11 protein-coding genes and 1 pseudogene are annotated in these 13641 nt (G+C 37.3%); 2 read left to right on the forward strand and 10 right to left on the reverse strand.

The features are described from left to right. Nucleotides 1-18: 18 nt before the first annotated feature. Nucleotides 19-711 (reverse strand): hypothetical protein, encoded by a 693-nt coding sequence (locus J7J00_RS21870; RefSeq protein ID WP_214794578.1) that lies wholly within the window; start codon nt 709-711, stop codon nt 19-21. A gap of 1183 nt (nt 712-1894) precedes the next feature. After that, nucleotides 1895-2089: a hypothetical protein gene (locus J7J00_RS21875; protein ID WP_214794580.1), complete on the reverse strand. Its 195-nt coding sequence runs from the start codon at nt 2087-2089 to the stop codon at nt 1895-1897. 332 nt (nt 2090-2421) lie between these two features. Between J7J00_RS21875 and J7J00_RS21880 the strand changes: the two genes are divergently transcribed. Beyond that, nucleotides 2422-2769 carry a hypothetical protein gene (locus tag J7J00_RS21880; RefSeq protein ID WP_214794582.1) on the forward strand — a complete coding sequence of 116 codons (348 nt, stop codon included), beginning with the start codon at nt 2422-2424 and terminating at the stop codon, nt 2767-2769. A gap of 228 nt (nt 2770-2997) precedes the next feature. Here J7J00_RS21880 and gnd read toward each other — a convergent pair whose 3' ends face one another. From gnd to J7J00_RS21920, 8 genes are all read right to left on the reverse strand, one after another. Beyond that, nucleotides 2998-4401 carry a decarboxylating NADP(+)-dependent phosphogluconate dehydrogenase gene (gene gnd / locus J7J00_RS21885; RefSeq protein WP_214794584.1) on the reverse strand — a complete coding sequence of 468 codons (1404 nt, stop codon included), beginning with the start codon at nt 4399-4401 and terminating at the stop codon, nt 2998-3000. A 77-nt stretch (nt 4402-4478) separates the two neighbouring features. Next, nucleotides 4479-5825: a GntP family permease gene (locus tag J7J00_RS21890; protein WP_076372451.1), complete on the reverse strand. Its 1347-nt coding sequence runs from the start codon at nt 5823-5825 to the stop codon at nt 4479-4481. An 18-nt stretch (nt 5826-5843) separates the two neighbouring features. Next, nucleotides 5844-7388: a gluconokinase gene (gene gntK / locus J7J00_RS21895; protein ID WP_214794586.1), complete on the reverse strand. Its 1545-nt coding sequence runs from the start codon at nt 7386-7388 to the stop codon at nt 5844-5846. Then, nucleotides 7381-8112 carry a GntR family transcriptional regulator gene (locus J7J00_RS21900; protein ID WP_214794587.1) on the reverse strand — a complete coding sequence of 244 codons (732 nt, stop codon included), beginning with the start codon at nt 8110-8112 and terminating at the stop codon, nt 7381-7383. Before J7J00_RS21900 ends, gntK begins: the two co-directional genes overlap by 8 nt. A 506-nt stretch (nt 8113-8618) precedes the next feature. Further along, on the reverse strand, nt 8619-8891 hold the full coding sequence (locus J7J00_RS21905) for a sensor histidine kinase (RefSeq protein WP_309487222.1): 273 nt from the start codon (nt 8889-8891) through the stop codon (nt 8619-8621). 372 nt (nt 8892-9263) lie between these two features. Then, nucleotides 9264-10595, reverse strand: a complete 1332-nt coding sequence (locus J7J00_RS21910) for a peptide MFS transporter (protein WP_214794591.1) — start codon at nt 10593-10595, stop codon at nt 9264-9266. 438 nt (nt 10596-11033) lie between these two features. Continuing rightward, a complete protein-coding gene (locus J7J00_RS21915) occupies nt 11034-11669 on the reverse strand; it encodes a response regulator (RefSeq protein WP_214794594.1) in 636 nt (211 codons plus the stop codon). Further along, nucleotides 11666-13006: a sensor histidine kinase gene (locus J7J00_RS21920; protein WP_286201515.1), complete on the reverse strand. Its 1341-nt coding sequence runs from the start codon at nt 13004-13006 to the stop codon at nt 11666-11668. Before J7J00_RS21920 ends, J7J00_RS21915 begins: the two co-directional genes overlap by 4 nt. 185 nt (nt 13007-13191) lie before the next feature. Here J7J00_RS21920 and J7J00_RS21925 point away from each other — a divergent pair. Then, nucleotides 13192-13422 (forward strand): annotated as a pseudogene (locus J7J00_RS21925) (hypothetical protein); the annotation flags it as partial. Nucleotides 13423-13641: the final 219 nt, after the last annotated feature.

Raw genomic sequence — 13641 nt, forward strand, 5'->3', positions numbered from 1 at the left:
CATTCTCTTTTTTGCCTGCTAGATTCTCACAACGGATTTTTTAATGGTTTTACCATTAATGCTCATATATCCTGGCAACAGGATGTCCGAAATGTTCCCGGATATTTTGCTATTGAGGGCTCTTATGTACAAGTCTTCTCTGAAGACTTCATTCGTTTTCACTTCCTGTAATTTATATAAAGGAGTATCGTATGTTTTACTGTATTCTTGAAAGAAATACTGAAAAAGGGTACGCAAAATCCCTCTTTCCTGCTCCCGCCCTTCCATAATCTCGTTTTTTATAAAATCCCACAAAGATGAAATGTTTTCATATTGCACACCACAGACAATAAATTCCTGCACTGAACCGCCCTTGAAGATTCCTTTCAAGGAATTTTTTGTCGTTTCTGATAATTGTTGAACAGCTTCGTAAAGTTCTTCTGCTTCCCGATAGTCTGCTCTTCTCTTCTGCAATTCATTAAAATGGGATTCCATTTTCTCATTTAATTGGCGGATCATTATTTGGCACTCACTAATTTCCTCTTTTTTCGACTCAATCTCTTGCTGGAGCTTTGCAATTTCTTTATCCTTTTCTCTCAGCAGCTCCTTAGGTACCCCCATTTGACTAAACGAGCCCGCTTCTACTATTTCTTTTATCTGTTCAATGATCCTTTCGTCTTGAAGGGAAACCATTAATGCCTCAATAAAATCATCCTCTAGTTCTTTATTCATCTTTACACTCCTTTCATAGTGTTACCCAACCATGAATAGCAACATAAGCTTGCTCTGCTGTTTTCGTACCAAATATACCTACTCTGCCCATATAGACTTTTTAAAATAGTCCACTTGCGCTTTCAGATAAAAATTTTCTTATTCAATATTTACTGTTCGATATAATCTATTTGCACATCACTTTTAGCGACTTTCCGCTTTATTATTCTTAATATGCATGAAAGGTTTTCCCCTTTTTTCCAAAGAAAAATCCCCTCCCAGATAGACTGTTAGGAGAATACAACCGTAACTTATATTATAAGAAAGCAGTAGTGAGATTACTTTTTTCCATCAAAGATACGTATATAACGTATTAAAGATGTATTGATAATATGATGCTTACTTTCACTTTTTACAATAAAATACTCACAGTGTTCCATCCTTATTAGGACTTCTTGTAAAACATCCTCTTTTTTACTACTCAATCCTTTTTTTATTTTCTCCCACTTAACATCAGCGTCAAGAGTATAACAAACATAGAATTCCTTTAACAGGTTAATCTTCCCCTTAAATGCTTTAGTTTCTTAACTGTTTTTATTTCGATAAAATTCTTACAAGAAATAAAAAGCTAAAGACAAATTACGAAACTTTATTTAGATACCCATCTGTTGTATACAAGAATATTTTGTTTAATATCTAATCCACATTCAATAATTTGCAGAATCAAATCATGTACATCCTATTTAATTTTTCCTCACTCCGATATATTGCCTCATAAGTACTACTTAATAATATTCGGTATAATCATATTGTTTAAGTGGGTTGAAATAACTAGGGCTAAACCTCCTAATTACTGGATACAAATTACATAAGGAATTACTTGCAGTTACATTGTTTTTAAAAGTAACGGTAACATTTCTTTTCACCCAGGCAGTTCTTTAATGTAGGAGTAGAATTGAAAGAAATCCAACAAAAGGCCACCCATCAGTAAACTGTGGGAGGCCTTCAACTTTAAAGATATTCACATGTTAGATGAGCACTCATTTCTGAATCCTCGTTCCCCCCTATATTAAGGGATTTGAGCGATGATTACACCATTCCCCCATCATGCAATATTATTAGGAAGAGGACAAACCCGAACAAAAAAAGCCCTTCTCTTTTGAGATGGCCTAATCGCTTAACTTTTAAATGGCTTTGCTTGATGCTAGTGGGTTCTTGATTGTTCGCATACATCGGAATAGGAACGACCATGTTTGTATGGGAGCTTAAACAAATTATCCATAACAGCAGTAACACAATCTTCGCAATAATAATTGACGAACTCCCTACCTTGTTCAAAAATTGGTGTCATCGTATCTATGTCAGCCCATTTAAAACAGTAAATACACATTTGCCTCATGATATATCACTCCTTTATTATTTGAAAATAATTGGTAATAATCAAAAGAAGAATATGTGCTACTTGTCGACATTATTCATGAAACGATACTCTTTCGTAAAGAACCCCTAACATAATTAAGGTAGCAGGGGGAATAAACTGCTATAAACCGATATCCTTTATATACCACTTACACTGAGTATTAAACCTCCCAAAAAGCATTATCTTTTACACCAAGACTTTTTTTCTTTTAGTAGAATTTCTCCCAGGGTTCAAATTTGTGTTTACTCCGTTTGCTGACTGGAAATAACATAATAAATCTTTTAACTATAATCAGAGTAGGAGTGATATTTATGACAAGGCGTTCCAACAAATTCAAACATAAAGCAAAAACTACTTTGAATAAAGTAAAGTCTAATATTAAGGAAACATTATTTAATATTGCAGACATTCCATCAACATCTGTACAACAATTGGCTGATTTTATACAACATCACCCTGATGCAAAAGTCACCAAGAAACAAATGCTTGGAATTTCCTATGCCTTCTATAGTTTAGAAACAGAAGGGTATAATTATTATTTAGAAACCAATAAATCTAAAATTTTGCAGTTGGATGGACATTATCAGGATAAAAAAATTGTATCTTATCGATCATATAGGGATTACTATCAATTGAATGCACCAATTAAAATGCCATAACTAAGATATCCATCCTCTTTAATTACAGCCTGCGGGTCTCCCTTGGACACGCATTTCCCGCAGGAGTCTCGCACACTCCCTCCAATAACTTTATTTTAATATATAGATAGACCCACTTTTGTTACATAAGAAAAAGAGCTGCCAAAGCAACTCTCTTATTGAAGTAAAGTACCTGTCTCAAATTCATGAACGGTTATTGAAAAATGACTGTGTCTTTGTCACTTTCCATCACTGCCAGTTTGTGTGAAAGACTCCTGCCAAATCACGTCGTTCATAGGTATGTGCACCAAAATAATCACGTTGTGCTTGCAAAAGGTTAGCATTTGAGATGCCTTTTCGATAACTATCGTAATAAGTGAGTGAAGCGCTTAAACATGGAAACGAGATACCGGAGTTTATTCCCTCACAGACAACCTTTCGCAATCCTATCTGGTAATCCGTAACCTTTTCGGCAAAATATGGTGAGATTAATAAATTAGCCAGATTCGGCTGCTCTTGATAGGCTTCGCTAATGACGTTTAAAAATTCTGCACGAATGATGCAGCCACCACGGAAAATCAGCGCAATATCCTTTAAAGGCAAATCCCAGCCGTAAAGTTCTGAAGTCATTTTATATTGAGTAAAACCTTGCGCGTATGCACAAACTTTCCCCATATATAATGCTTGTCTAATATAGTCAATCCACTCATTTTTATCTAATTTTTGCTGATCGTTCTCAGGGCCTGTTAGAATATTTTCTGCATTAACCCGTTCTTCTTTTAAAGCGGAAATGTAACGAGCAAACAAAGACTCTGTAATAATCGATGCTGGTATTCCGTTATCAATAGCTTGCATGCTGGTCCATTTGCCTGTACCTTTTTGTCCTGCTTTATCAAGAATCACATCGATCAAGGGTAAGCCCGTTACTTCATCTTTTTTCCTTAAAATTTCAGCAGTGATTTCGATTAAATAACTTTTCAGTTCGCCTTGATTCCATGTTTCAAAGATGCCCGCAATTTCATGAACTTCCAAATGCAGCTTTTCTCTTAAAAATGTATAGGCTTCGGCGATTAATTGCATATCTGCATACTCAATCCCGTTATGTACCATTTTTACAAAATGACCTGCTCCTTTTGGACCGATATAGGTACAGCAAGGGTCATCATTTACTTGTGCCGCGATTTTTGTCAGAATCGGAGCTACTTTTTCATAGGCGTCTTTATCTCCACCCGGCATGATTGAAGGTCCCTTTAATGCCCCGACTTCTCCACCAGAAATACCGATTCCCAAATAACTGATTCCTTTAGATTTCAATTCATCATATCTGCGTTCAGTATCTTCGTAATGGGAGTTACCGCCGTCCATGATAATATCGCCTGATTCAAGATGAGGAAGCAATGAATTGATCACCGAGTCGATCGGCTTGCCCGCAGTCACCATTAGAAAAACCTTTCTTGGAGTTTCCAGAGACTGAACAAAGTCTTGGATTTCGTAATACGGATGGAGCGACTGACTGTCCAATTCAGCAACAAGCTGATCCGTTAAATCTCTTGTGTAGTTATAGACAGCTACTCGTTCCCCTTTACTAGCCATATTTAAAGCGATATTACTGCCCATTACCCCTAAACCAATGACACCAATTGTATTGTACATTTATTTCTGCTCCTTCTATGTAAGAATAATAGGCAGTAAATCCCTGCCATAGTGGGGGATTTACTGCCGGTAAAGGCTTATACAAATAAGCTTAGTAATAGAATAAATCCTAATCCAGCTACTGAAATGATCGTCTCAAGCAAGGTCCACGTTGCAAATGTTTCTTTCATGCTTAAACCAAAATACTCTTTAAACATCCAGAAACCAGCATCGTTAACGTGTGAAGCAATTAAACTTCCCGCTCCTGTAGCAAGCACAACTAGAGCAAGGTTAACGTCCGTCTGACCTAACATCGGAATTACTAAACCAGCTGTCGTTAAGGCAGCAACGGTAGCAGATCCTAAGGAAATACGCAGGATTGCCGCGATGATCCAGGCAAGCAAGATTGGTGATAATGATGTTCCTTTGAACAATTCAGCTACATAGTCACCTACACCGCCGTCGATCAATACTTGCTTGAAGGCTCCTCCGCCCCCTATGATTAAAAGCATCATTCCGATATGCAAGATTGCTGATGTACAAGATTCCATAATATCTTTCATTGGAATCTTTCTTGCTAATCCCATTGAATAGACCGCAAATAATAAGGAAAGCAACATGGAAGTACCGGCCTCACCAATAAAACGGATAGCTGCTAGTAGACCATTATCTTCAAATCCCATTGTTTTTTGCATCAAAGTGATAATCGTAGCAATTGACATTAATATAACCGGAAGTAAAGCAGTAAATACACTGATCCCAAATCCAGGTGTTTCTTCAAGTTTAAATGATTTTTGTTCTCCTAAAGAGGCAATGCTGCCTGTTTTCGTAAATGATTCAGGTACTAATCTTTTAGCTATCTTCGTAAATACTGGTCCAGCTAAAATAACGGTAGGAACCGCAATAATGAAGCCGTAAAGTAAAACCTGACCAATGTCTGCACCATATTCACCAGCGATAACGGTTGGCCCTGGATGCGGCGGTAAGAAACCGTGTGTTACGGATAATGCTGCTACCATTGGAATACCAAGGTACAATATCGAAACTTTCAATTCCCTTGAAATTGCAAATACGATTGGAATTAATAATACTAATCCCACTTCAAAAAACAATGCGACACCGATAATAAATGATGCTGCCACAACTGCCCATTGAATATTCTTTTCACCGAATTTTTTAACAAGGGTCATGGCAATGCGCTGAGCTCCGCCTGAATCCGCGATCAACTTACCCAACATCGCTCCAAGTCCAAAGATTAACGCTAAGTGACCAAGTGTTCCGCCTAATCCAGCTTCAATGGTTTTGACAATTCCATCAAGTGGCATCCCAAGTGCTAAAGCCACTCCAAACGATACAATGATCAAGGAAATAAAGGTGTTTAATTTTAAGCCCATTATTAAAATTAATAAAGCGACAATTCCTAAAGCGACAATAACTAATGGCATTGTAATTCCTCCATGTCTTTACTTTGTAGCATTTATTAAGTTTCTTTGATAATTCGCAATCTGTGTATATTCGTTTTCCAATACCCTTGATAGGTTAATGAAAATCGGCAGTAGTTGCCTATATTCTTTTACAGAATCATCTTTTGGTGTGTGCTTGTGGGTATTGCCTATCATTTCAGAAACGACTTCGAAGGAATCAATTTCCCCGGTGGCATATAACCCCAATATACAAGCACCTAGGCACGAACTTTCGTAGCTTTCTGGAACCACGACTTCCGATTCGAAAATATCGGACATCATTTGCCGCCAAACAGCCGACCTTGCGAAGCCTCCCGTAGCTTGAATTCGGGTAACGGGACCGTCCATACATTCGGTTAAGGCTAAAAATACTGTATATAAATTGTAAATGACTCCTTCTAGTGCCGCTCGAATCATATGTTCTTTCTTATGCGAGAGTGTTAATCCGAAAAATGAACCCCTTACGTCCGGATTCCATAATGGTGCACGTTCACCTGCAAGATATGGATGGAATAACAATCCATCAGCGCCTGGTCTTACACGTTCGGCAATCTTGGTCAAGACTTCATAAGCGTCGATTCCGAGTCTTTTAGCCGTTTCTACCTCGGAAGAAGCAAACTCATCGCGAATCCAGCGAAGGACCATCCCGCCATTGTTTACCGGCCCGCCAATCACCCAATGCTTTTCCGTTAGGGCATAGCAAAAGATTCTTCCTTTTTCGTCTGTTTTCGGCTCGTCTATAATCGTCCGAATCGCACCGCTTGTCCCAATCGTGACAGCGATTTCGCCTTTCCGGATAGCGTTTACACCTAGGTTTGAAAGAACACCATCACTTGCCCCAATGACAAAGGGGGTTTGTGGATCAATCCCAATCTGTTTGGCTAAATCCGGGTCACAGTTGTTAAAGACCTTTGTTGTTGGTACGAGTTCAGATAATTGACCACGCGTTATTCCGGCAATTCTTAAGGCTTCCTCATCCCAATCCAAATTTTTGAGATTCATCATGCCCATCGATGAAGCAAGGGAATAATCGACAACATATTGATCAAAGAACTTTTTAAAAATATATTCTTTAATCCCGATATACTTTTTAACATTGGTTGCGATCTCTGGGTGATCATTCACGATCCAGGTGATTTTGGATAATGGTGACATCGGGTGTATCGGTGTTCCGGTCCGTTTGTAAACTTCATGCCCATCTAATTCATCCTTTATTTTATGGGCCCAAGCTTCACTTCGATTATCTGCCCAAGTGATACAACGGGTCAGCGGCTGGTCATTTTCATCCATGGCTATAACACTATGCATCGCACTGCTAAATGAAATAAAAGATATCTGTTTATCTGAATGCTGTTTCGTTATATTTGTAAAGGCTTTCAAAACGGCCTGAAAAATCTCTTCAGGGTCTTGTTCTGCTGTTGTCATATCCGGTGTGTAAAGAGGATAACCAATATTCTCTTGCTGGATGACATCGCCTTTTTTCGTGAATAATACAGCTTTTGTACTTGTTGTACCGATGTCTACACCTAACATATAGCTAGTCATTTTCTTGTTCGACTCCTTTTGAAAGCATCTGTTGGGCCATCCATAAGTCTTCAACTTTCCCTTGAACATCATCAAAGTTTTCATGTAACGACTTAATCATGAGGTCCCGTTCTTTTGTTCTGATTGCATCAATATAAAGTTGATGATTATTTATGATCCGTGTAAAGTCTTCATACTTTTCTTTAAAACGACTGCGCATGGATAGAAGAATCAAACTTTCCATCACAGGTTTTAAATTATCCCAGATCATCAGGATGTAGGAATGATCGATGGACCGAATGATCGTTTCGTGGAATAGGACATCCTGATAGGAAAACTCATCAGCATCTTTGTATTTTATGGAAATTTTCATAATTTCCAGTATTTTACTAAGTTCCATCACTAAATCATTCGTTTCCATCCTTACTAGACGTTCGAATACAAACGTTTCGATTAGTATACGTACATCATAAATCTCTGCATATTTTTTTTCTGTTAAACCAATGACAACCGCACCCATTCTTTCCAATCGGATGATATTTTCAGAGGCCAATATTTTTAACGCTTCACGAACTGGTGAGCGGCTTACACCGAAATCAGCAGCTATTTTATTTTCAGATAGGATGGCACCGCTTTCAATCATCCCCGAAATAATACGCATTCTAAGCTCGGATGTTACACGATCACCAGCTGAAGCTTTTGAAAGCCATTTTACAGGATATAGAAATTCCTTTGATTCAGCCATAAATTCACCTTCTAATAGAGTTCAAGTACACTTGTATACAAGTATTTTATAATAAAGATAATGAATAATGCAAGCATTTTGAATGTAACTGGATTCTCGTTAATATAGTAAGTTTGTTGGAATTTTAGAAGGTTCTGGTGCAAAAATCATGAAATAGAAACATAGAATGGCGAATCAGGGTAGAAATCCAACAACGATTAAGACATACGGATATTCAAATAACGATGTATGCCCACACGACTGACGACAGAGAAAAGGCCTCCCACAGTAAACTTTGGGAGGCCTTCAATTTTAAGAATATTCACAAGTTAGGTGAGCACCTATTACTGAATCCTCGTTAAACCCTATATTAAGAGATTTAAGCGATGATTACATCATTCCGCACATTCATCAAGGTATATTTATAGAAGAAAATAGGTTTATGGCCTTTTAATTTTAGACAAAATAAAAAGCATTTCACATTACAGCGAAATGCTCTATAACTTTAAACTATTCAAGCGCTGATACTATTTATCTTTTATGGGGATTCTAATAATAAACATACTTCCCTTACCTATTTCACTGGAAGCTAGAATAGTTCCCTGGTGGCTCTCCACAATCCACTTTGCAATGGCGAGTCCAAGGCCATGCCCACCTGCTCGCCTCGTCCTTACTTTATCGGCCCGATAAAAACGTTCAAAAATCCGCTCATAACCTTCTGAATTGATTCCAATCCCTGTATCTTTCATGGTAATGATTAATTCTTTTTCCTTAACTGAAAGGGAAAGGATCGCCCATATCCATCCCTACCATCAGCAAGAGCATTTAAACCTCCGAATAGATAGTGGAATACATTTATGACCAGGACCATGGAGGCAATTGTTCCGCCCAGAATATACCTTTTTTCACGTTTTAAGTAATCGCATTCTTTTCTCCTTTCGTTCTTGATGTTTGTAGTTTAGTAGAGTTTGGTGAAAATGAAGCCAGTGAAATGATTTTTTGGTATTCTCTTTAAAAGAAAGATGATTATGTTTCATAAGAGAATCGTTCCTTTCTGGTTTTGTTCGTTGTGGAGACTCCTCTTACACCTATTCTTTTATTTTTTTACATTAAATAAAAAAGCTCGACCCAAAAGGCACATTATGCGCCTTTTGGGTCAGCTTCTTTTCTCATTATTTCATCAGCTTTGCTACTGGCTTCGAAAGAAGCAATAATACAATACCTAAACCAATTGTTACAAAACCAATTACACTGAAGATTTCCAGGTAACCTAAAGACTGTGTATATGCAGCTAATTGGCCGGCTACCATATTAGCCACCGCGGAACTTGCCAGCCATACTCCCATTAGGAGAGAGGCAAGCTTGATTGGAGCAATTTTACTTACCATTGATAAACCAACTGGTGAAATCATTAATTCGGCTAATGTATGAAGGAAATACGTTACAATCATGAACAGGATGTTTACTTTCAGCGCTGTATCGTTTCCTGTATACATAACGGCAGGAAGCAGTACTAAGAAACCTAAACCAACAGTGACTAAACCAAGAGCCATCTTTGTTGGAGTTTTTAAGTCACCGCGTTTTGAGCTGCCAAGCTTGTACCATAAAGCAGACATAATTGGTGCTAAAATCACGATGAATAATGGGTTCAATGATTGGAACCAGGCAGTTGGAACCTCAAAACCAAATACATTCCGATCAATTTGGTCATTTGCATACAATGTCAATGAACTTCCTGCCTGCTCGAAAGCGGCCCAGAACGCAATAACGAAGACTGCCAAAATAACGATAGCCGCTGTACGTTTTTGTTCTCTTTTCGTTAACGGTGCAGCTGATTTTTGACCAGCTGTTACATCCGGTTTACCAGTAGGTTCTTTACCGATGTCACCTAAATAGCGATTGCCTAATAAGTTGAAAACTAACTGCCCTACAATCATACCAATTGCTGCTGTCAGGAACCCATATTTATAGCTCATAAGCCCAACTACTAATGGTGCGAAGAAAGCCCCAACGTTAATACCCATATAGAAGATGGTGAAAGCTCCATCACGACGCGGATCGTTGTCTTCATAAAGATCACCAACAATTGTCGAGATGTTTGGCTTGAAGAAACCATTGCCGATAATCAATAAACCAAGACCAATGTAAAGCGCTGTCAAACTCTGACTTGCGAATAGCGAAAAGTTACCAAACGCCATTAAAATACCGCCAATCGTGATCGCCAATCTTCTGCCTATGAAACGGTCAGTTAAGTATCCGCCAATCATTGGCGTAATATAAACGGCACCAGTAAAGAATCCGTATATGCCCATAGCCGTAGATTTGTCGACTCCAAGCCCGCCGTTTACAACAGTTGCTGTTAAGTAAAGAACAAGAATTGCTCTCATTCCGTAATAGCTGAAGCGCTCCCACGCCTCAGTCGCGAACAGCATATACAGTCCTGGAGGATGCTTTTTCCTGGACTGGTTTGGCTGCTGAACATCATTTTTTAATATTGCTTGCATAATAAAGTCCCCCTAAATATGGTTAAATATTAAACCATCCACCAATCGTTTACATTCACAAAATAATTGCATGGTTTTTATTTTAATAGACAAATTATTGATTCGTTCCACCTACGCCTAATACGATGATGGCCACGAATGCCATCCAACCCATTATCAGTAAGCGTTTACATTTTCAGTTTTCACTCTGGTGCAAAAAGAATCAGATAGCAAAATCTAAATGAACATTAACTAATACAGTCATTCATTTTATTCGAAGACGTTCAATGAAAGCATGTAAATGATAAAGAATTTTTAGTGTTGTAAAATAATTTTATATTATCAGAAAATATAAAAATACAGAAAAAAAAGAAAAAAAGTCTTGCTGCATTAGCTGTCTGTACAGCAACGGAGACACCCATTATAATAAAAAAACTGCCTTGTATTAAGGCAGTTTTTTTATTCAACAATCCATTGATATAAATTTTTCGGTCTTCCTATTTTTTGATAACTCACAATAATTTCTACTTTTCCTTCATCAAGTAAATGCATAATATAGCGATAGACGGTCGGATAAGCCAAGCCAACTTCTTTAGAAATTGTATCAACAGAAAAAGGTTCACGATTAGAGTTTAAAAAATCACTAACGTGACAGAGTGTACTCTTACTAATTCCCTTTGTTACAAATACATCCTTTTCTTCACTGGATTTTTGCTGCGTAGCTGATTGAGTTAATTTTGCAAGGCGTGCATGCAGTTGAATTCTTGAAATCAAATCAGGCGCCTTTACAGGCTTTAATGCAAAATCTGTTGCGCCTGCTTCAAGAAAGCGATCAGCAATTTCCTGTCGTTCATCGACTGTTAATACAAGAATCGGAACATCAGCATTAAGGTTACGAAGCTCACCCACTGTTTTTATTCCGTCCATTTCCGGCATATGATAATCAACTAAAACAACATCTGCTCCTTTTTCTGCAAACACATTTAACCCTTCTTTTCCGTTGTTTGCCGTATCTACATTCCAGCCGGCAAATTCACAAATTTCACTTAGCATATATTGAATTGATGCATCATCATCAATGACTAAGATGTTCATCTTGACACACTCCTCTCAGCTAGTTTTATCCAAATTATTGTCCCGTGTCCAAGCTTGCTGTCAATTTCTAAAGATGCACCATGTCCTTTAGCAACTTGTTGTACGAAAGCTAAACCCATCCCTGGATGCGATTTTGTACTGAACCCAGCTTTCCATATTTTCTCCTGCTCTTTAGGTGAAATCCCTTTCCCATTATCTGATACACCCAACCAAAGTTCATTTTCATAAGTTTTTATCTTCAGCAAAATCTTGCCATCTTCTATCCCATTCACTGCATCGTAAGCATTGTCAATTAAATTCACTAATGCCCTTGTCATTCGGATTTTATTAATGAAAATTTTAATTTCAGGATCTGTTTGAAAGTCTACTTTCAAATTAAGATTTGTCCCGCTCAGTCTGCTTGCTTCCACGTAACCAACTAAATCTTTTATACGGCACCAATGTTTTTTATCATCATATAAAATCTCAGAAATCATGTCGCTAACGGAATGAATCGATGATGAAATCTTTTGACAATATTCTTTAACTTTAGAATCGTCCACTTTCAAACTAATTAAAGAATTTAGCCCCTCAATTGCTGTGAGAGGGGTTTTTAAATCATGGACCAGATATAGCGCTTCCCGTCCTGACCTTGACTGCATTGCTTCTAATTGCGCATAATGAAGCTCTTGTTTTATCCTCCACTTTTGTTCAGCTAATGAAAAATACACAGCTAAAATAACAGCATTTATAACAAATATTAAACACAAAGTTAAACTGTACAATGTTAAAGATTGCTCAAATCCAATTTGAACTGCTATATCTTTTAATTCCTTTGAAATCGATCCTTGGCCAAATCCATATTGGGATAAAGAAGGAATCTCATTCAGCCATTCAATCCCAAAGATTAATTGAGAACAAATAATTGTTTTAATAATTGGCTTTAGCCTATCCTTTTCAAAGGCTTGCAATAATAAGATTGCTAACAACAATAACAACGCATATGCGCTAAATGAGTATGTTAAAGAATAATAAGCATTTATCACGATATAGTCGAGAGGAATAACAATAAGAGGAATGATGATTTTTAACCATGGACGGTTTAAACGATCACCGATTTCGTCTCCCAACAGCAGTGCACCAATATAATGAAACAAAGCTAAAACTGTATTTAAAGACACTAACAAAAAAACGGCAAGCATTAACTTATTTCCCGTTTCTTCACCTTCTCTTAATGAAATAAGCAAATCAGTAAGGCCAATTTCGTCAGGACCCAACCACGATAATAAGAATACTCCGAATAACATTACTCCAATTTTCATCCATATTGTCCAAGACTTCATAAGACTAGCTATCATAATCATTTCACCTTTAATATATTAATTGCTTATAGAATAGAATGATAACCATTCTTTCATTTCGTATTCATTTAAATGTATGTATCCCCTTCCATAATCCCATTATACGCAATTCATCGTAATTATGAAAATTACAAAAAATGGGTTATGGTGTAAAAACTCGAACATCTTGCAAGTAATCTCTTTTGAAGCATTATGTACTTGAAATTATTATTCTCACAGTAAGGTGATTCCTACGGTACAACTTGAGTTTTCGTGATTTTATGGAAATTATGGAGGAACGAGGCTTATCCTTAGCTCACACATTAATTATGCGTCGGGTCCATCAATATGTTACTGAGTTGGATAAGAGAGTCCGTTCTATGCTAGGATTAAAATATTTCAAACAGCCCAACAGATCATCTATGGAGTGGAGATGATCTGTTGGGCTGAAAATAGGGTAACTTCAACAAGGTGCGAAGTCTTATATTCAAATAACGATGTATGTTCACATGGCTGACAACAAAGAAGAAAAAGGCCGAAACACACGAGTTGTTCTAGTGACTCTTGATTCTTTACAATACTTTGTTTTCTTTACCAAATATATCTCCTTGAAGCATATCTTTCAAATTGTTACATGTGTTCTATCTATAAAA

The organism is Bacillus sp. ISL-4 (assembly GCF_018613275.1).
Taxonomy (GTDB): domain Bacteria; phylum Bacillota; class Bacilli; order Bacillales; family DSM-1321; genus Peribacillus; species Peribacillus simplex_E.